This window comes from Nocardioides kongjuensis, assembly GCF_013409625.1.
GTDB classification, from domain to species: Bacteria; Actinomycetota; Actinomycetes; order Propionibacteriales; family Nocardioidaceae; genus Nocardioides; species Nocardioides kongjuensis.
In genome coordinates this window covers 4,946,830-4,965,830 of sequence record NZ_JACCBF010000001.1, presented here as the reverse complement: position 1 = coordinate 4,965,830, position 19,001 = coordinate 4,946,830, and the positions used below count along the sequence as shown (strand labels likewise).

Annotated in this window: 18 protein-coding genes; 14 read left to right on the top strand and 4 right to left on the bottom strand. The window is 72.2% G+C overall.

The features are described 5' to 3' along the window. Positions 1-37: 37 nt before the first annotated feature. From BJ958_RS23825 to BJ958_RS23790, 8 genes are all read left to right on the top strand, one after another. The gene (locus BJ958_RS23825; protein WP_218865949.1) at positions 38-1,687 is read left to right on the top strand and encodes an AMP-binding protein; all 1,650 of its coding nucleotides are present in this window, start codon (positions 38-40) and stop codon (positions 1,685-1,687) included. Next, complete coding sequence (locus BJ958_RS23820) at positions 1,684-3,216, top strand: FAD-dependent monooxygenase (protein WP_179729290.1); 1,533 nt, start codon at positions 1,684-1,686, stop codon at positions 3,214-3,216. The genes BJ958_RS23825 and BJ958_RS23820 overlap by 4 nt, the downstream gene beginning before the upstream one ends. 44 nt (positions 3,217-3,260) lie before the next feature. Next, on the top strand, positions 3,261-3,947 hold the full coding sequence (locus BJ958_RS23815) for a TetR/AcrR family transcriptional regulator (RefSeq protein WP_179729289.1): 687 nt from the start codon (positions 3,261-3,263) through the stop codon (positions 3,945-3,947). A 155-nt stretch (positions 3,948-4,102) separates the two neighbouring features. Next, positions 4,103-4,855, top strand: coding sequence for a maleate cis-trans isomerase family protein (locus BJ958_RS23810; protein ID WP_179729288.1), 753 nt, complete (start codon positions 4,103-4,105; stop codon positions 4,853-4,855). 27 nt (positions 4,856-4,882) lie between these two features. Then, positions 4,883-5,554: a VOC family protein gene (locus BJ958_RS23805; protein ID WP_179729287.1), complete on the top strand. Its 672-nt coding sequence runs from the start codon at positions 4,883-4,885 to the stop codon at positions 5,552-5,554. A 1-nt stretch (position 5,555) separates the two neighbouring features. Further along, entirely contained in the window at positions 5,556-5,801 is a 246-nt protein-coding gene (locus BJ958_RS23800) for a hypothetical protein (RefSeq protein WP_179729286.1), read from the top strand. After that, positions 5,798-7,051, top strand: coding sequence for an alpha/beta fold hydrolase (locus tag BJ958_RS23795; RefSeq protein WP_343052776.1), 1,254 nt, complete (start codon positions 5,798-5,800; stop codon positions 7,049-7,051). Before BJ958_RS23800 ends, BJ958_RS23795 begins: the two co-directional genes overlap by 4 nt. Before the next feature lie 29 nt (positions 7,052-7,080). Continuing rightward, the gene (locus BJ958_RS23790; protein ID WP_179729285.1) at positions 7,081-7,935 is read left to right on the top strand and encodes an alpha/beta hydrolase; all 855 of its coding nucleotides are present in this window, start codon (positions 7,081-7,083) and stop codon (positions 7,933-7,935) included. Here the strand turns inward: BJ958_RS23790 and BJ958_RS23785 are convergent. Further along, a complete protein-coding gene (locus BJ958_RS23785; protein WP_179729284.1) occupies positions 7,922-8,608 on the bottom strand; it encodes an iron-dependent transcriptional repressor DtxR in 687 nt (228 codons plus the stop codon). The two genes, BJ958_RS23790 and BJ958_RS23785, sit on opposite strands and share 14 nt — an antisense overlap. A 79-nt stretch (positions 8,609-8,687) precedes the next feature. Here BJ958_RS23785 and BJ958_RS23780 point away from each other — a divergent pair, with 79 nt between their 5' ends. Both BJ958_RS23780 and BJ958_RS23775 read left to right on the top strand, forming a co-directional pair. Continuing rightward, positions 8,688-9,407 (top strand): hypothetical protein, encoded by a 720-nt coding sequence (locus tag BJ958_RS23780; RefSeq protein WP_179729283.1) that lies wholly within the window; start codon positions 8,688-8,690, stop codon positions 9,405-9,407. Next, entirely contained in the window at positions 9,404-10,996 is a 1,593-nt protein-coding gene (locus BJ958_RS23775; RefSeq protein WP_179729282.1) for an alpha-amylase family glycosyl hydrolase, read from the top strand. The genes BJ958_RS23780 and BJ958_RS23775 overlap by 4 nt, the downstream gene beginning before the upstream one ends. Before the next feature lie 18 nt (positions 10,997-11,014). On the opposite strand, the gene BJ958_RS23770 is transcribed toward BJ958_RS23775, so the two are convergent. The 3 genes from BJ958_RS23770 to BJ958_RS23760 form a co-directional block, all read right to left on the bottom strand. Then, complete coding sequence (locus BJ958_RS23770; protein ID WP_179729281.1) at positions 11,015-11,476, bottom strand: MarR family winged helix-turn-helix transcriptional regulator; 462 nt, start codon at positions 11,474-11,476, stop codon at positions 11,015-11,017. Then, positions 11,473-13,089 (bottom strand): MDR family MFS transporter, encoded by a 1,617-nt coding sequence (locus BJ958_RS23765; protein ID WP_246319093.1) that lies wholly within the window; start codon positions 13,087-13,089, stop codon positions 11,473-11,475. The genes BJ958_RS23770 and BJ958_RS23765 overlap by 4 nt, the downstream gene beginning before the upstream one ends. A gap of 349 nt (positions 13,090-13,438) precedes the next feature. Next, positions 13,439-14,443 carry a substrate-binding domain-containing protein gene (locus BJ958_RS23760; protein ID WP_179729280.1) on the bottom strand — a complete coding sequence of 335 codons (1,005 nt, stop codon included), beginning with the start codon at positions 14,441-14,443 and terminating at the stop codon, positions 13,439-13,441. Between the two features lie 112 nt (positions 14,444-14,555). Between BJ958_RS23760 and BJ958_RS23755 the strand changes: the two genes are divergently transcribed. Genes BJ958_RS23755 through BJ958_RS28810 form a run of 4 tightly spaced genes read left to right on the top strand, consistent with a single transcriptional unit; the run spans position 14,556 to position 18,977 of the window. Beyond that, complete coding sequence (locus tag BJ958_RS23755; protein ID WP_179729279.1) at positions 14,556-15,908, top strand: MFS transporter; 1,353 nt, start codon at positions 14,556-14,558, stop codon at positions 15,906-15,908. Beyond that, entirely contained in the window at positions 15,905-16,369 is a 465-nt protein-coding gene (gene aroQ, locus BJ958_RS23750) for a type II 3-dehydroquinate dehydratase (protein ID WP_179729278.1), read from the top strand. Before BJ958_RS23755 ends, aroQ begins: the two co-directional genes overlap by 4 nt. Further along, positions 16,366-17,214 carry a shikimate dehydrogenase gene (locus BJ958_RS23745; protein WP_179729277.1) on the top strand — a complete coding sequence of 283 codons (849 nt, stop codon included), beginning with the start codon at positions 16,366-16,368 and terminating at the stop codon, positions 17,212-17,214. The genes aroQ and BJ958_RS23745 overlap by 4 nt, the downstream gene beginning before the upstream one ends. Further along, positions 17,211-18,977, top strand: a complete 1,767-nt coding sequence (locus BJ958_RS28810) for a sugar phosphate isomerase/epimerase and 4-hydroxyphenylpyruvate domain-containing protein (protein ID WP_179729276.1) — start codon at positions 17,211-17,213, stop codon at positions 18,975-18,977. The genes BJ958_RS23745 and BJ958_RS28810 overlap by 4 nt, the downstream gene beginning before the upstream one ends. Positions 18,978-19,001 lie beyond the last annotated feature (24 nt).

Sequence of the window (19,001 nt, the reverse complement as noted above, 5' to 3'; positions counted from 1 at the left end):
TATGTCCGCGGAGATCGCCCCTCACGAAGATGGATGCGTGCCCTACGACGCCCAGAGCCGGGAGCGGTACCGGACCGCCGGCTGGTGGACCGGGACCTCGCTGCCCGCCGCGCTCGAGGAGGCGGCCCGGCTCCACGCCGACCGCCGCGCCCTGGTGACGCCGGAGGTGTCGTGGACCTTCCTCGAGCTCTTCGACCGGGCGCACGCCTTCGCCCGCGGGCTGACCGCCGTCGGCGCCGTCCCCGGCGACGCCGCGATGTTCCAGATGGGCAACGTCGCCGAGACCGTGACGACGTATCTCGGCTGCCTCGTCGCCGGCGTGCGGCCGGTCTGCACCCTCCCGCACCACGGCGCCCGGGAGATCGGCCTGCTCGCGGAGCACACCGACGCCCGGATCCTTCTCGTCCAGGAGGACTTCGGCGCCGGTCGGCTCCGCCCCCAAGCGATCGACCTCCACGCACAGGGCCGCTTCGACATCGTCGTCACCGCGCGCGGCCCGGGATTCCCTGGAGCGCACGGGTACGACGACCTGATCGCAGCAGGCGCAGTCAGGACCGCCCTGCCGACCTCACCCGACCCGGACGGCATCGCGGTCTTCCAGCTCTCCGGCGGCACGACCGGGCTGCCGAAGGTCGCACCCCGCCTGCACGAGGAGTACACCTACAACTCGCGCGCCTGGGCCGCCGCGATGGGCTACGGACCGGCGAGCACACTCCTCTACCCGCTCCCCGTCATGCACAACGCCGGCATCTCGCTCGCGCTGCAGCCGGCCCTGTTGTCCGGAGCCTGCCTCGTCCTCGCACCGACGGCCGACGTGGACGCGCTCGTCAGCCTGATCGAGCAGCACCGCCCCGACGTGCTGCCACTCGTCCCCCCGGCGCTCGCGATCCGCCTCCTCGACTCAGCCGCGGCACGAACCGCCGACCTCAGCAGCGTGCGGGACTTCGTCGTCGGCGGACAGGTGCTGCCCGTTGAGGTCGCCGAGCGCCTGCGCGACGAGCTCGGGATCCGGGTGCGGCAGATGTTCGGGATGGCCGAGGGGATGTTCCTGCTGACGCCCGCCGGCGCGAGCGAAGACGTCCGACACCACACCGTGGGGACTCCGATCTCCCCGGGCGACGAGATCCGCATCCTCGACCCCGGCACCGAGCGGCGCACGCCCGACGGCGAGATCGGGGAGCTTGCCACGCGGGGGCCCTACACGATCCGCGGCTACTACCGGGCCGACGCGCACAACACTGCGACGTTCACCAGCGACGGCTTCTACCGGACCGGCGACCTCGCCCGGCGGCACGTCCTCGACGAGGGCACGTTCTACTCGATCGAGGGCCGGATCAAGGACGTGATCAACCGCGGGGTCGAGAAGATCCACGCCGAGGAGGTCGAGGAGCTGATCGTCCAGCACACCGCGGTACGCACGGCCGCACTCGTCGCGATGCCGGACCCGGTGCTCGGGGAGAAGGCCTGCGCCTATCTCGTCCTCAACGACGGCGCCGCGCCCCTGACCGTCGCCGACCTCGGCGAGCACCTCCTCGCCCTCGGGCTCGCCCGGTTCAAGCTGCCCGAACGCGTCGAGATCGTGGAGTTCCTGCCCTTGACCAACGTCGGCAAGGTCTCGAAGAAGCACCTGCGAGAGGACATCGAGCGCAAGCTCGCCGAGGAGACGGCACAGGAGGAGGGACGATGAGCCGGACTGTCGACATCATCGGCGGAGGACCGGCTGGCCTGTACGCCGCCCGGTTGCTGAAGCTGCGCGACCCCGGCTTGACGGTCACGGTCCACGAGAGGATGAGCGGCGCCACGCAGACGTTCGGGTTCGGCGTGGGTCTGACCGAGTCGACGATGAGGAACCTGGCCGAAGCCGACCCGGAGACGGCGGACCGGGTGCGCGCTGCGTCGTACGCCGGGCACGACCTCAAGCTCAAGGGGCTCGACGCGACCATCACGCTCCACGGCGCGCGGAACCTCGCGATCGGGCGCGCCACGTTGCTCGAGGTCCTCGGCCGCGCGGCCCTCGACGCCGGCGTCGACGTGCGCAGCGGGAGCGAGGTCGACGCGTCGCACCTCCGGTCCGATGTCGTCGTCGCGGCCGACGGCGTCCGCAGCGCCACCCGGGAGAAGCACGCGAGCGAGCTCGGCGTCCGCCTCGACCTGGGCCGGACCCGGTTCGTGTGGTGCGGCGCGGACTTCGCCGTCGGCTCGGCATTCTTCGCCGCCGTCGCCCGCGGCGACGGCCTGTTCGTGCTGCACGCCTACCCCTACGCCGCGGACCGCAGCACCTTCCTGATCGAGGTCGACGACACGACCTGGCACGCGGCCGGCCTCAGCCGCTTCGACGAGCAGGCGGCCGCCGGCGAGACCGACGCTGCCAGCGTCGCGATCCTGGAGGACGTCTTCGCCGAGGAGCTCGGCGGACGCAGGTTGCTCACCAACCGGACCCGGTGGAGCCGCTTCGCGAACCTCACCCTCGAACGCTGGTCCACGGACAATGTCGTGCTGCTCGGCGACGCGGCGCACACCGCCCACTACACCCTCGGCTCGGGCACGAAGCTCGCTCTCGAGGACGCGATCGCACTGGCGGATGCACTGACCGGCGAGGCGACGGTCACCGCCGCCTTCGCGGCGTACGAGGCGGCGCGACGCCCACCGGTGGAGCGGTTCAAGAAGCTCGCCCACCGAAGCCAGGCCTGGTGGGACACCTACAGGATGCGGGCCGGCCTGCCGGCCGAACGGCTGGCGCTGTCGTACATGACCCGATCCGGCAACCTCGCCCTCGGACACGTCGCCGCCGACCAGCCGGCGAGCGTCCGGAAGGCTCTGCGATGGCTCGGGTCCGGGGCGCCGGAGAACGTGGCCGGTCTCGACGACTGGGTCCTCGACCAGCCTTTCGAGGCCGATGGGATCGAGCTCGCCGCGCGGTCGTTGTCACGCGCACAGCTGCGGGCGTCCACGCCGGCCCAGGAGATCTCCTGGGACCACCCCGACGCCTGGGGCGAGGCGGCCGACGAGGTCGTCCAGTCCCTCGCGGGCGGCAGCATCCCGGTCCTGCTCACCGGGCCGGACACCCCCGAGGGGATCGCCGCCCGCGTCGACCTGGCCGAGCGGCTCCGCCTCACGGGCGAGCGTCCCGTCGGCGTGATCATCCCGCCCGAGGACCGATCTGCCGCCGCGACCGCCGTGGCCGCAGGACGCACCGACTTCGTGGTGACGCCATGACCGTCACCGCCGCGGCGCCAGCATTGCGTCGATACACTGCGCCCATGGCTCAGGCACCCAAGGAAGCCCGCAGTGCCCTGAGTCGCCAGCTGGTGACGTCCGAGCTCCTCGACAAGGCCACCGCGTTGTTCGCGGAGAAGGGCTACGAGTCCACCACGTTGCTCGACATCGCCAAGGCGCTGGGCATCTCGCGTCCGGGGCTCTACAACTACGTGAGCAGCAAGGAAGAGCTGCTGACGATGCTCGTCGAGCAGGTGAGCCGGGGCATGGCCGACGTCCTCGAGCAGCTTCGCGCCCGCACCGACCTGTCGCCCACCGAGAAGCTGCGCGACGTCGTCGCGCTTCTCGTCCGCCAGCGCACCGAGCATCCGGACCAGTTCCGGATCCTCGACCGCTCCGAAACGGTCCTCCCCGAGCCGGTGCGCAGCGAGCACGTCGAGGCCAAGCGCAAGATCCTGCGCGAGATCATGGCGGTCATCGAGGCCGGCATCGAGCGCGGAGAGTTCCGCCGGGTCGACCCCCGCACCACCGCGTTGTCGCTCCTGGGCATGTGCAACTGGGTGGCGTGGTGGTTCTCCCGCGGTTCCGACGTCGAGGCGACCGTCGCGACCGTGACCGACCTGGCCCAGAGCATGCTCGCGCAGCCGAACCCGGTCACGCCGCCGAGCGAGACCGCCCAGGCCGTCGAGGAGATTCGCGTGCTCCTCGACCGGATCGCACCACCGGCCTGATCCCGGTCCGGCCGGGTCCGCGACCCGGCCGGCCTCCACCTCACCCCGGACCGCCCGCTCCAACGGCGCGCCGGGCCGTTCCGCTACCCACCGTTGACACTTGTGTTGAAATCACGACCTTCGCGTTAGACTGTCGTCGTACCCGAGGAGCCACCATGACCACCCACCGCATCGGCCTGATCGTGCCGAGCACCAACGTGACCGTCGAGACCGAGATCCCGCAGATCCTGCGCCGGGCCGGGGTCGACCTGTCCTTCCACTCCTCCCGGATGCGGATGCACTCGGTGACGCCCGAGCAGCTGCGAGCGATGAATGCGCAGCGTGAGCGGTGCGTCCTCGAGATCGGCGATGCTGGTGTCGACGTGGTCCTCTACGCGTGCCTGGTCGCGATCATGGCGATGGGTCCGGGGCACCACCGGGACACCGAGTTCCGCATCGCCGAGCAGCTCGGCGCGGGCGGGTCGGACACCCGGGTGCTCTCCAGCGCCGGCGCGCTGCTGCGCGGCCTGGCCGACCTCGGAGTCGCACGGGTCGCACTGGTGATGCCCTACTTGCGTCCCCTTGCGGAGCAAGTCGTGGCGTACATCGAGGCCGAGGGCATCACCGTCGCCGACTGGCGCGCCCTGGAGGTCGCCGACAACGCGGAGGTGGGGTGCATTCCCGGCGATCGGATCATGGAGGCCGCCCGCAGCCTCGACCTCACCGACGTCGACGCGGTCGTCCTGTCGTGCTGCGTGCAGATGCCGTCCCTCGATCTCGTCCAGGCAGCCGAGGACGAGCTCGGCCTGCCCGTGCTCTCGGCCGCCACCGCCGGTGCGTACTCGATCCTGCGCTCCCTCGGCCTGCCCGTCGACGTGCCCGGCGCGGGCTCGCTGCTGCGGGCCGACGCTGCCGTTCCCACTCACTGACCACTGCGACCCGACGAGGAGATTCCCATGCCCCAGGACGAGCTGCCCCGCCCCGTGCACCGCGTGCGCGGTGTCGACCACGCGGCGTTCCCCACCTTCGATCCCGGCGCGACCGTCCGCTTCTACCGCGACGTCCTGAAGTTTCCGGTCGTGCACTCGATCTGCGCGGCCGGGTGGGGCCCCGAGCGTCACCCGGACTTCATCCACTTCTTCTTCGACATCGGCAACGACGACCGGCTCGCGTTCTTCTACTACTTCGGCTGGACGCCGGCCGGTGACCAGAGTGCACCGGGGGACGCCTGGGCCCGGCTCCCCCACGACACTCCCGACTTCTTCAAGAACTCGCGGCACATCGCCCTCAACGTGGCCGACGAGGAAGACCTGATGGAGTACCGCCGCCGGCTCGACGAGTCCGACTGGCCCGTCGAGATGCAGGTCATGCACGAGACGATCGAGTCGATCTACACCCACGACCCGAACGGCTACATGCTCGAGATCACCCGACAGCTGCGGCCCGTGACACCACAGGAGGACCTGGATGCGCAGCTGACGATCGACGCCCTGTGCGACGTGACCGCCGGGGACGCCCCGTCCATGGACGCGCTGCTCACCCGCAAGGCGGAGCTCATCGTCGAGCGCGCCGAGGCCTGGGCTGCCACGCAGCCGGGCTGGCACCCGAGCCAGAGGGAGCTGGTCTGAGATGCCGCGCCTCTACGTCCTCGAGGTCCCGGAGAACGAAGGCTTCGTCCGCGTCGCCCGGGCCGACACCACCTCACGCGTCGACCATGTCGGCCCCTACGTTCGGATCACCTCCGCGCAACCGATCGTCATCGACCGGCGGGCCACGGGTTGCCGGCACGCCGTCTGGTACAGCGCCGTCGCGGGGCTGGAGGGCTCGGTGATCACCCAGCACGACAAGGACGCGCTGCGGGTGGAGGAGCGGTGAGCGCCGGGACAGGCCTGGGCGCCGGGCGGTACCTGGCTGCTGCGGCCATGCCGGAGGCGACCCGGACCACCGCCGTCCAGCTCACGACGTACGACGGCGCCCAGATCGCCGGGCTGCTGCGGGTCGTGCCAGGAGCGACGACCGTGGCCTTCCTGATGCACCCCCGCCAGGACTTCTCCCACCACGTGCTGGTCCCCGAGCTCCTCTCCCAGGGTTACGCGGTGTGGACGCAGGGCTCCCGATCGATCGGGAACGACCTCACCCTGCTGCACGAGCAGGCGCTCCTCGACATGGCAGCCGGCCACCTCCACCTGCGCGAGATCGGCTTCGAGCACGTCGTCGCGGTCGGTCACTCCGGCGGCGCGACGCTCGCTGCGTTCTACCTCCAGCAGGCCGCGCTCGCACCGGCCGACCGGCTCGACCGGACGCCGGGCGGCAAGCGCGTCCCCTTGCCCGAGGCGACGATGCCGATGGCGGACGGGCTGATCATGTTCGCCCCGCACCCGGGCCAGGGTGCGCTGCTCGAGAGAATGATCGATCCCTCGGTGACGGACGAGACCGACCCGCTGTCGGTCGACAGCGATCTCGACCCCTACGACGAACGTAACGGGTTCGCTCCGCCCCCCACCTCGTCCCGCTACCCGCCGGAGTTCGTGGAGAGGTACCGCGCCGCCCAGCGGGACCGGATCGCGAGGATCGACTCGATCGCATGGGAGCGCGTCGAGAAGGCCCGTGATGCGCAGGAGCGGTTCCGGTCCGGAGCGAACCCGCGCGACAGGCAGGCGGCCTTGGCCTCCGGCGTGATCGTGGTGCATCGCACCGATGCCGACCTGCGCTCCGTCGACCTCGCGCTGGACCCGAACGACCGGCCCTACGGCTCGTTGTTCGGCCGCCGCCCCGACCTGACCAATTTCGGGGTCGTCGGCTTCGGCCGTCTCACCACCCCCGAGGCCTGGCTGTCGACGTGGTCGGCCAACGCGACACGGGCCGACCTCGCCCGCTGCGCGCCCGACGTGGACGTACCAGCGCTGCTGGTCGAGCTCACCGGCGACCAGGCCTGCTTCCCGGCCGACGCCGAGAGATTCGCCGCACTGCTGCCCCATCCGGACCTCACCCACGTCCGGGTCCCGGGCCGCCACTTCGGCGCTCCCCTGCACGACGGCATGTCATCGGGCGCGACTCTCGCCGGCCAACAGATGGGGCACTGGATCGGCGAACGCTTCCCGACCGGTGCCTACGTCTCGGCCTGACCCACCCCACCTCCAGAAAGCAGCAGGACATGAGCGACCACTTCTCCATCGAGACCTCTGCCGGCACCCTCTCCGGCCGGTCGGCCGGCCCCCGCAATCGACCGCGCGGCCTGGTCGTCGCGCTGCACGGCGGTACCTACGACTCGGCCTACTACGACACCGGGGCCGGCTCCCTGCTCGAGACGGGCGCGGCACTGGGGCTGTGCGTCGTCGCCCTCGACCGACCGGGCTACGGCAGTGCCGCCGGCATCGCCCCGGAGCACACGAGCTTCGCCGGCCAGACGGCCGTGCTCCTCGAGGCCGTCGGGAAGATTGCCGCGGAGGTCGGACCTGAGCAGGGTGTGGTCCTGGTCGGCCACTCGATCGGCGGCATGATCGCCCTGCAGGTCGCGGCCGAGCACCCGAGCGGACTGCGGGGCGTGGAAGTCAGCGGCATCGGCGTGACCTGGCGCCCCGGCATGCTCGAGATGTGGAGCTCCTTCGTCGGGGACGCCCCCTCGGTGCTGGTGCCGGACGCCCCCCACGCCGAGGTGATGTTCGGTCCCGCCGGCACCTACGACGCCGCGGCGCGCGCGCTCGACGCCGAGCTGATCCGACCGCTCCCCATGCCGGAGCTGGCGGACGTCGTGCGGTGGACGGCAGCCTTCCCGGAGGTGGCGGCACGGATCGACGTACCGGTCAGCGTGACCTTCCCGGAGCACGACAACATCTGGACCACCGACGACGACGCCCGCGCGTCAACGAGGGCGCTGTTCACCGGTGCGGCGCAGGTCGACGTCGCGCTGCTGCGCACCGCGGGTCACTGCGGCGAGCTCCACCACGCCGCGCGGGGCTACGTGCTGCGTCAGCTCGCCGCGGTGGAGGACTGGCTCAGAGCTTCCTGACGAAGATGTGGTCGGCCGCCTCGGGGAAGATCTCGGCGGTCTCGCCGCCGGCACCGACGAGCACGCCGTCGGAGGTGGCCTGGATGGTGATCGTCTTGTCGGGCAGCGCACCCACCCGGCGCATCGCGCTCATCAGCGAGTCGTCCTTCTGCATCTCCTCGGAGATGCGGCGGACGACGGCGCGGGCCGACTCGGGTCCGGCGGCCTTGGAGAGCGGCTCGACGTCGGCCATGAAGTTCTCGCCGACGGAGTCCTGGCCGAGCTCGCCGAGGCCCGGGATCGGGTTGCCGTACGGCGACTCGGTCGGGTGGCCGAGCAGCTCGATGAGGCGGCGCTCGACGGTCTCGGACATGACGTGCTCCCAGCGGCACGCCTCCTCGTGGACCAGCTCCCAGTCGAGGCCGATCACGTCGGTGAGCAGGCGCTCGGCGAGGCGGTGCTTGCGCATGACGCGGGTCGCGAGCCGGTGTCCCTCCTCGGTGAGCTCGAGGTGGCGGTCGCCCTCGACGGTCAGCAGGCCGTCGCGCTCCATCCGGGCCACCGTCTGCGACACCGTCGGCCCGCTCTGGTGCAGGCGCTCGGCGATGCGCGCCCGCAGCGGGACGATGCCCTCCTCGATCAGCTCGTAGATCGTGCGGAGGTACATCTCGGTGGTGTCGATGAGATCGCTCACCTGCCTATTCTGACCCATTAAGAGAAAGGCCGCGAACCAGACGTCTGGCGGTGAACCAGCAGCCTGCAATGCTGGACCGGTGAGCACGCTGCCGCCACTGATCGTCCCCCACCGCTTCAACGGACCGCCCCGCTCGGGCAACGGCGGTTGGACCTGCGGGGCCCTCGCCGCCACGCTGCCCGCCCAGGGCATCGGCACGGCGGTCACCGTCACCCTGCGCCTGCCGCCACCGCTCGACGTGCCGATGCCGGTGCTCGCGACCGCCGCCGGAGCCACCGTCACCCGTGACGGGCAGGCGGTGGCCGAGGCGGTGTACGCCGAGACGCGGCCGGTCGCCGTCGCGCCGGTGTCGGCGGCGACCGCCGCCGAGGCGGAGGCCCGCTACCTCGGGCACCGCTCGCACCCGTTCCCCACCTGCTTCGCCTGCGGGCCGAACCGGCGGGTCGGTGACGGGCTGCGCATCTTCGCGGGCGCGGTCGCTCCCGGCGACGCCGACGACCAGCGGGTGGCGGCCACCTGGACGCCGTACGAGAGCGCGGTCCCGATCGCCTGGGCCGCCCTCGACTGCCCGGGCGGCTGGGCGAGCGACCTCGAGGGCCGCCCATCGGTGCTGGGCCGCATGACCGCCGAGCTGCGCAGCCTGCCGCGCACCTCGCAGCGGTACGTCGTCGTCGGCGAGCTGCGCGGCCTCGACGGCCGCAAGACCTTCACCGCGGCGACGATCTACGGCCCCAACGACGAGGTGGTCGCGACCGCGGAGCACACCTGGTTCACCGTCGACCCGGAGTCGTTCCGGTGAGCGCGGCCCGGCACCCCTGGTGGTACGACGCGGTCGTCTACCAGGTCTACGTCCGCAGCTTCGCCGACGGCCTGCCGACCGGCGAGGGAAAAGGCGACGGGATCGGCGACCTGCCCGGCATCACCTCGCGCCTCCCCTACCTGCGCGACCTCGGCGTCGACGCGCTGTGGATCACGCCGTTCTACACCTCGCCGCAGAAGGACCACGGCTACGACGTCGCGGACTACCGCGACGTCGACCCGCTGTTCGGCACGCTCGCCGACCTCGACGTCCTGCTGGAGACCGCCCACGGGCTGGGCCTGCGGGTGATCGTCGACCTGGTGCCCAACCACACCTCCGACCAGCACGCCTGGTTCCGGGCGGCGCTGGCGGCCGGGCCGGGGTCGCCGGAGCGGGCGCGCTACCTGTTCCGGCCCGGACGCGGGAAGGACGGCGCGAAGCCGCCCAACAACTGGGACTCGATCTTCGGGGGCCCCGCGTGGACCCGGGTGCCCGACGGCGAGTGGTACCTCCACCTGTTCGACACCTCCCAGCCCGACCTCGACTGGCGCAACCCGGAGGTCGGGGACATGTTCGAGGAGGTGCTGCGGTTCTGGCTGGACCGCGGCGTCGACGGGTTCCGCGTCGACGTGGCGCACGGGCTCTACAAGGAGGCGACGCTGCGCGACCAGGTGCGGCCGAAGAAGCCGAAGAAGTCGGCGGAGTCGATGGTCGAGCGGGTCCTCAACGACGAGCCCATGTGGGACCAGCCCGAGGTGCACGAGGTCTACCGGCGCTGGCGCAAGGTGCTCGACTCCTACCCCGGCGACCGGATGGCCGTCGCCGAGGCCTGGACCCAGACCGCCGCGTCGATGGCGATGTTCGTCCGACCCGACGAGCTGCACCAGGCGTTCAACTTCGGCTGGCTCGGCACCCCGTGGTCGGCCGAGGCGTTCGCCGACGTCATCACCGACTCCATCGCCGCCGTCTCCGCGGCCGCGTCCGCCCCGACGTGGGTGCTGTCGAACCACGACGTCGAGCGGCACCCCACGCGCTACGGCGGCGGCCCGGTCGGCCTGGCCCGCGGTCGCGCGGCCACGCTCGCGATGCTGGCCCTGCCCGGGTCGGCCTACCTCTACCAGGGCGAGGAGCTCGGCCTGGAGCAGGTCGACGTGCCGCCCGAGGCACGGCAGGACCCGTCCTGGTTCCGCACCGGCCAGCCCGGGCGCGACGGCTGCCGGGTGCCGTTGCCGTGGGCGGGAGACGCTGCGCCGTACGGGTTCGGCGGGCCCGACGGCACCCAGCCGTGGATCCCCCAGCCGGACGACTGGGCGGCGCTGACCGTGGCCGCGCAGGAGGCCGACCCCGCCTCGACCCTGGCGTTCTACCGGCGCGCCCTCGCTGCGCGCCGCGAGGTCTTCGCCGGTGCCGACGAGGAGACGGTCGCGAGCGCCGAGGGCGACCTGCTCGTCGTACGCCGGGCCGGCGTGACCGTCGTCCTCAACGCCGGCACCACGCCCGTCGCACTGCCGCAGGGCGAGGTCCTCATCAGCAGCGCAGCGGTGCCCGGCGGGCTGTTGCCGCCGGACACCGCTGCGTGGGTGCGCTGAGCAGGTGGGAGGGCCTGCTCAGCGGTCTGCGGGGATCCCGAGCGCGTCGTTGTAGCGCCGCAGGGACACCGCGAACTCCTGGAGCTCCTCGACCGGCCAGTCCTCCAGCCGCTCGGCGAGCAGCTCGCGCCGCTCCTCGGCGACGGTCTCCAGCCGGCGTACGCCCTCCTCGCTCACGCTGAGCAGGGTCGCCCGCCCGTCCTCCGGGTCGGGCGCGCGGTCGACGAGGCCGAGGTCGATCAGGTGCTGCACCTGACGGCTGATCGCGCCCTTGTCGATCTCGAACACCGCGCACATCGCCGAGGCGCGCAACGGCCCGTGGTCGTGGACGTGGCTGAGCATCAGGTACGAGGACGGCAGCAGGTCGGGGTGCACCGCACGAGCCCGCTCGCCGATCACCCGGCGGACCCGGCGGATCAGCACGCCGACCTCGACCTCGAGGTCCTTCAGCGCGTCGGTGCGGGTGATCGTGGTGGTCATCGCGCAGCCTCGAGCTCGGGCTCCTCACCGGACTCCGCGGCCGGGGCGGTCGGGGCGGGGCCGTTGGTGGTCCGCAGCGGGACCTCCTTGATGAACAGGATGCAGAGGAAGGCGACGATCGCGAACGGGACCGCGACCAGGAACAGGTGGCCGACCGCGTCACCGAACGAGGCCTCGTAGAGCGAGCGGATCGGGGCCGGGAGGTCGGCCAGCTTGGGGATGTCGCCGGTGGAGTGCTGCATCGCGACGAGCTGCTCCTGGCTGATCTTGCCGGCCCTGACCAGGGCCGCGATGCCGTCCTTGACGCCGCCGGTGACCTGGTGGGCGAGCACGGCGCCGAGGGCCGCGACACCCGCGGAACCACCGATCGAGCGGAACATCGCGACGACCGAGCTGGCCGCGCCCAGGTCCTCGACGGCGACGTTGTTCTGCACCGACAGGACCAGGTTCTGCATCGTCGCGCCGAGGCCGATGCCGACCAGCGCCATGTAGCTGCCGACGACCACGAGCGGGGTGTGCACGTCGATCGTGCCGAGCAGGGCGACGCCGGCGATGACGAAGAGCATCCCGCCGACGAGCCAGCGCTTCCACAGGCCGGTCCTGGTGATGACCCGGCCGCTGACGATGCTCGAGACGAGCAGGCCGCCGACCATGCAGACCGACATCAGGCCGGCCTCGGTGGGGCTCATGCCGCGGGCGAGCTGGAAGTACTGGCTGAGGTAGACCGTCGCACCGAACATCGCGACTCCGATCATCACCGAGGCGGCGGTGGCCAGCGCGGTGGTGCGGTCGCGGAACAGGCGCAGCGGGATCACCGGCTCGCTGGCGACCTTGGCCTCGACCCACAGGGCGCCCCCGATGAGGGCGAGGCTGCCGGCGACGAGAGCGGCCGACGTACCGGAGATCCAGTCGAAGTTGGTGCCTGCGAGGCTGACCCAGACCAGGATCAGGCTGATGCCGGCCATGATGAGGGTGGCGCCGAGGTAGTCGATCTTGACGTCGCGCTTGATGGTCGGCAGGTGCAGGGTCTTCTGGAGGACGACGAAGGCGATCGCGGCGATGGGGATGCCGACGATGAAGCACCCGCGCCAGCCCATCGGGCTGTCCACGATCAGGCCGCCGAGCAGCGGGCCGCTGACGGTCGCCGTGGCGAAGACCGCGCCGATGTAGCCGCTGTAGCGACCGCGCTCACGCGGGGAGACCATCGAGGCGATGACGACCTGGACCAGCGCGGTGAGACCACCGACACCGAGGCCCTGGATGGCACGCGCACCGATCAGCACGCCCATGCTGGGCGCCACCGCAGCCACGACGGAGCCGGCCGAGAAGATGACCAGGGCGACCTGCACCAGCAGCTTCTTGCTGAACAGGTCGGCGAGCTTGCCCCAGATCGGCGTGGTCGCCGTCATGGTCAGCAGGGTCGCGACCACGACCCACGTGTAGCCGGTCTGGCTGCCGTGCAGGTCGGTCACGATCGCGGGGAGCGCGTTGCTCACCACGGTGCTGGAGAGCATCGCCACGAACATCGCGAGCAGCAGCCCGGTCAGGGCCTCCATGATCTCGCGGTGGGTCATCTGGCCCGGTTCGGCGGTGGCCGACGCAGCGTTCGTCATCGAGTCGTCATCTCTTCTCGTCATCACCCGAATGGTTGTCGTAGATCAACCATATGCCCAGATGGTTGACGACGGCAACTTCTTGTGAGCCGGGAGACAGGACGCCGGCCGTCACGGGCCGGTGAAAAACGCAGCGACCCGCAGGTGCGGTCCTCGGACCGGGCCGGGGGACGATCCCGGTTTCACCTGCGGGTCGGGTGGCTGCGTTGGTTTCGCGCGCAGCCCGTCGGAACTGCGGGGCTGCTAGCGGGCAGCCACCTCACGCGTCCTGGAAGAACTCATTCTTCGGACCACCTCCTTTCCCGTGTGCGACAACGGTAGGTCGCGGATCCGGCGCGCACAACGGCATTTACCGACGCGATCCCCGGCGCGGGCCGGTGGACTCCCGGACCCTCAGCTGCGTGGGTACGACGACCGCGGCCAGCGCGCCCGAGGGCGGGCGGAGCAGCAGCTCGATCGCGCAGGCGCCGGCGTCCTCGGTGCGCTCGGCGAGCGTGGTGAGCGCGGGCTGGCAGAAGTCGGCGCCGAACATGTCGTCGAAGCCGACCACGCTCACCTCCCCCGGCACGTCGACCCCGCGAGCCGCCAGGCGGCGCAGCACGCCGATGGCCAGCATGTCGTTGTGGCAGACCACGGCGTGGGCGCCGGCGGCGAGCGCGGCGTCCGCGGCGGCCGGGCCGCCCTGGAGGGTGGGCAGGTAGGGACCGAGCCGGCGCGCGCGCACACCCGCGGCCGAGGAGGCAGCCTGGAGCCCGGCCCAGCGCCGTGCACCGGACCAGGACTCGTGCGGTCCGCCGAGGAACACCAGCGACTCGTGGCCGAGCGAGACCAGGTGGTCGACGATCTGCCGGGTGCCGGCGTCGTAGTCGGCGACGACGGAGGGCACCGACGGCACCGCGGGCAGCGTGCGGTTGATCAGGGCAAGCCGGTTGCGGGCACCGGCGGCGGCGAGGTCGTCGTCGGTACCACGGGCCGCGGCGACCACGATCCCGTCGACGGCGGGCCCCAGGCGCGCGATCAGCTCTCCCTCCTTGGCCGCGCTCTCCTGGGTGTCGCCGAGCACGAGCGTCTTGCCGGCCGCCGCGGCCGCCCGCTCGGCGCCCTTGATCGCGCCCGCGAAGTAGGGGTTGGTGATGTCGGGCACGAGCAGCGCGTAGGTGTGCGTGCGGCCCGAGCTCATCGCGCGGGCGCTCGGGTTCGGCACGTAGCCGAGCCGGGCGGCGACCTCGAGGATGTGCTCGCGCGTCGTCGCGTTGACCCGGCCGGGCGTGCTCAGCGCGCGCGACACGGTGGAGGTCGCGACGCCCGCGGCGTCGGCGACGTCGGAGATGGTGACCCGCTTCGGAACTGCCACGGCGGCAGTCTATGGCAAGAAATGGCAACCGATTGCCATGTGACGGGCGCCACTCGTAGCGTCCTGCGCAGTTCGCGTCCACAGTGGAGGCGACGGAGAAAGGCAGTTCGAGATGGCCCAGGACCTCGCCCCGGTCCGCACCCCGCGGAAGGCCGCACTCGCGGCATGGTGCGGCAGCGCGCTCGAGTACTACGACTTCGCGATCTACGGCACCGCCGCCGCCCTGGTGTTCCCCAAGATCTTCTTCCCCGAGGGCAACGAGACGGCGGCCAGCATCGCGTCCTTCGCCACCTTCGGCGTCGCGTACGTCGCCCGCCCGGTCGGGTCCTTCTTCATGGGCCACATCGGCGACCGCCTCGGCCGCAAGCGGATCCTGATCGGGACCCTGCTGCTGATGGGCGTCTCGACCTTCCTGGTCGGCTGCCTGCCGACGTACGGCCAGGTCGGGATGCTCGCCCCGGCACTGCTCGTGGTGCTCCGCCTGCTGCAGGGCCTCTCCGCCGCGGGCGAGCAGGCCGGCGCCAACTCGATGTCCTTCGAGCACGCACCCGACGACCGCCGCGGCTTCTTCACCAGCTTCACGCTCAGCGGCACGCAGGGTGGCCAGATCCTCGCCCCGGCGGTGTTCCTGCCGCTGGCCGCCGTGCTCCCCGAGGACGCGCTGCTCAGCTGGGGCTGGCGGGTGCCGTTCTGGCTGAGCGCCGTCGTCGTGCTGATCGGCTTCCTGATCCGGCGCACCCTCGACGAGACCCCCGAGTTCCACCGCGAGGCCGTGCGTCACGAGGCGCCGAAGGCGCCGCTCGGCGTGCTCTTCCGCGACCACTGGACCGGCGTGGTCCGCGTCTTCTTCGCCGCCTTCGTCGCGGTCGTCAACACCATGTTCGCCGTCCTCGCGCTCAACCTGGCGACCTCCGAGGACTACGGCATCGAGATCAGCAAGACCACGATGCTCTGGCTCGCGATCATCGCCAACGTCATCGCCGTCGGCACCATCCCCCTGTGGGCCAGCCTGTCGGACCGGATCGGCCGCAAGCCCGTCTTCCTCACCGGCCTGGTCGGCAGCAGCGTCCTGGTGACGCTCTTCCTCTGGTCGATCACCGAGCACGACGTGCCGCTCGTGCTGATCAGCGGCATCGCGCTGGCGGGTGTCGTCTACAGCATGCCCAACGCGGTGTGGCCCGCGACGTACGCCGAGTACTTCCCCACCTCGGTCCGCCTGTCCGGCATGGCGATCGGCACCCAGTTCGGCTTCGCCCTGGCCGGGTTCACGCCCACGATCGCCGGCTGGCTGCTCGACGGCGACGCGAGCAACTGGTACCGGGTCGCCGCCTTCGTCGTCGCCGCCTGCGGCATCTCCGCGATCGCCGTGCTCACCGGCCCGTCCGGCACGCACCGCGTCCCCACCGCCGAGGTCGGTCGTACGACGGTCCGCGGCACCCTGCCCCTTCCGGAGCTCGCCCGATGAGCGCGCGCCCCGTGATCGCCGTCCTCAACGGCCCCAACCTCAACCTGCTGGGCGAGCGGGACCCGCACGCCTACGGCACCGTCACGCTCCCCGAGATCGAGAAGCTGTGCCACACGGCCGCCGACCGGCTCGGGTACGACCTCGACTTCCGGCAGACCAACCACGAGGGCGTCCTCGTCGACGCGATCCACGAGCTGCGCCACCGTGCGGCCGGGGTCGTCGTCAACGCCGCCGCTCTCTCGCACACCTCGGTCGGGCTCCGTGACGCGCTCGCCGTCGTCGACGGTCCGGTCGTCGAGGTGCACCTCAGCAACATCCACCGCCGCGAGGCGTTCCGGCACCACTCCTACGTCGCCGAGGTGGCCGACGGGATCGTCACCGGCTGCGGCGCCCGCGGCTACGCGATGGCGGTCGAGCACGTGGCCCACCTGGCCGACGAGCGGATCGGGGACCGGTCGTGACCGCGTCGTACTCCCTGGGCCTGGTCGGCGCCGGCATCGGCGGCTCGCTGACCCCGGCCATGCAGGAGGCCGAGGGGCGCGCGCACGGCGTCGCCCTCACCTACCGCCGCATCGACGCGGAGGTGCGCGGGTTCGGCGTCGACGACCTGCCCGAGCTGGTCCGCTGGGCGAAGGCGTTCGGCTTCGACGGGCTCAACGTGACCCACCCGTTCAAGCAGGCGGTGCTGCCCCTGCTGGACGACATCTCGCAGGCCGCCGAGGACCTGGGCGCCGTGAACACCGTGCAGATCCGCGACGGCCGGCTGGTCGGCCACAACACCGACTGGTCCGGCTGGGGACGGGCCTTCCGCTCGGCACTGCCGGACGCGGTGACCGACCGTGCCGTCGTCGTCGGCGCCGGTGGCGCCGGGCTCGCCGTCGCCTACGCCCTGCTCGACCAGGGCGCCGCCCACGTCGCGGTCCACGACGCCGACACCGAGCGTGCGCAGGCCGCCGCGATCCGGCTCGGCAAGAGGTTCGCCGCCGAGCGGATCACGCCGGTCGACGACGTCGCCGCCGCCCTCGCCGACGCGCAGGGCCTGGTCAACGCGACACCGATCGGGATGCACGGCCACGCCGGGCTGCCCGTCGCCCCGGCGGTGGTGGACCCGCGCCTGTGGGTGGCCGACGTCGTCTACTTCCCGCTCGAGACCGAGCTGGTCGCGCTCGCCCGCTCGCGCGGCTGCCGGGTCGTCCCCGGCGGCGGGATGGCGGTCGGCCAGGCGGTCGACGCCTTCGAGCTGTTCACCGGCCGGCAGGCCGACGCGGACCGGATGGCCCGCCACTTCGCGGACCTGACGTCATGACCCGGCGCAGCATCGCCACCGTCTCCCTGTCCGGGCTGCTCGCCGACAAGCTCGCCACGATCGCGGCCGCGGGCTTCGACGGCGTCGAGATCTTCGACAACGACCTCGTCGCCTCCCCCCTCAGCCCCGAGGACGTCGCGAAGAGGTGCGCCGACCTCGGTCTGCGGGTCGAGCTGTTCCAGCCGGTGCGCGACGTCGAGGGCGTACGGCCCGCGGACTTCCCGGCCGTCGTACGACGCGTCGCCCGCAAGCTCGACGTCGCCGCGGCCCTGGGTGCTCCCGTCGTGCTGTTGTGCTCCAACGTCCGGGCCGACGCGATCGACGACCCCGACCTGTCCGCCGCCCAGCTCGCGGTCCTCGGCGACCTGGCCGCCGAGCGCGGGCTGGTCCTCGCCTTCGAGGCGCTCGCCTGGGGCCGCCACGTCGACCGGGTCGGCCAGGCCTGGGACGTCGTCCGGCGCGCCGATCACCCCGCCGTCACCCTCGCCGTCGACACCTTCCACCTCCTCTCCCGCGGCGACGACGCCCGCGCCCTGGCCGGCGTCCCCGGCGACCGGATCGGCTTCCTCCAGGTCGCCGACGCCCCGCTGCTCGACATGGACGTGCTCGAGTGGAGCCGCCACCACCGCTGCTTCCCCGGCCAGGGGACGATGGACGTGACCGGGGTGGTCGAGGCCGTCCTCGGCGCCGGGTACGACGGCCCGCTGTCCCTCGAGGTCTTCAGCGACGTCGTCCGGGAGTCTCCCGCCGCCACCACCGCCCGCGACGCGCTGCGCTCGCTGGTCCACCTCGAGGACGACCTCGCGCGGCGCGACCCGGCCGCGGTGCCGGTCGCACCGCCCGCGCCCGAGCGGGCCGACGCAGCCTTCCTCGAGCTCCCCGCCAGCCCCGCGACCGACGACCTGCTCGCCCGGCTCGGCTTCACCCTCGCCGGCTGGCACCACCACAAGCCGGTCGCCCGCTGGCGCAACGGCAGCGCCGAGGTGCTGGTGAACGCCGGGGCCGCCGGCCCCGCCCTCGGCATCGCCACCGCGCCGGTGGCCCAGGTCGCCGAGCGCGCGCACGCCCTGCTCTGGCCGAGCGTCAGCGTCGCGCGGGCGACCGACGACACGCGGCTGCCCGGCATCACCTCGCCCGCCGGCGTCCCCGTCTTCGTCAGCGCGCCCGCCGGCGAGGACGACGACTGGCGGCGCGACTTCGGCGCAGCCGCGCCCGAGCAGGACGGCTGGCTGGGCATCGACCACGTCGGCGTCGCCGTACCCGCCCGCACGCTCAACGAGGAGGTCGCCTTCCTGCGCACCCTCCTCGGCCTGGAACCCGCCGCGCTCGAGGAGTTCATCGATCCGCACGGCCGGGTGCGCAGCCGCGCCTTCCGTCCCGCGAGCGGCGACCTGCGGCTGGTGGTCAACGTGCCCGACGTCGCAGCCGCCCGGCCGCCCGCGGGCGTCGTCCAGGTCGCCTTCCGGTGCACCGACCTGCTGGCCGAGGTACGCCGGCTGCGCGCGGCCGGCGTACCCCTCATGCCAGTCCCGGACAACTACTACGCCGACCTCGACGCCCGCTTCGAGCTCGCTCCCGCGTTCCTGGCGGAGCTGCGCGAGCACGGCGTGCTCTACGACCGCGCCGGTGACGGCGAGCTGCTGCACGCCTACACACCGGTGCTCCCCCAGGGCTTCTGCGTCGAGCTGCTCGAGCGACGCGGCGGGTACGACGGCTACGGAGCCGCCAACACCCACGTCCGGCTGGCGGCCCAGGCCCTGTGACGCAGGCAACTCCCGACGAGGGAA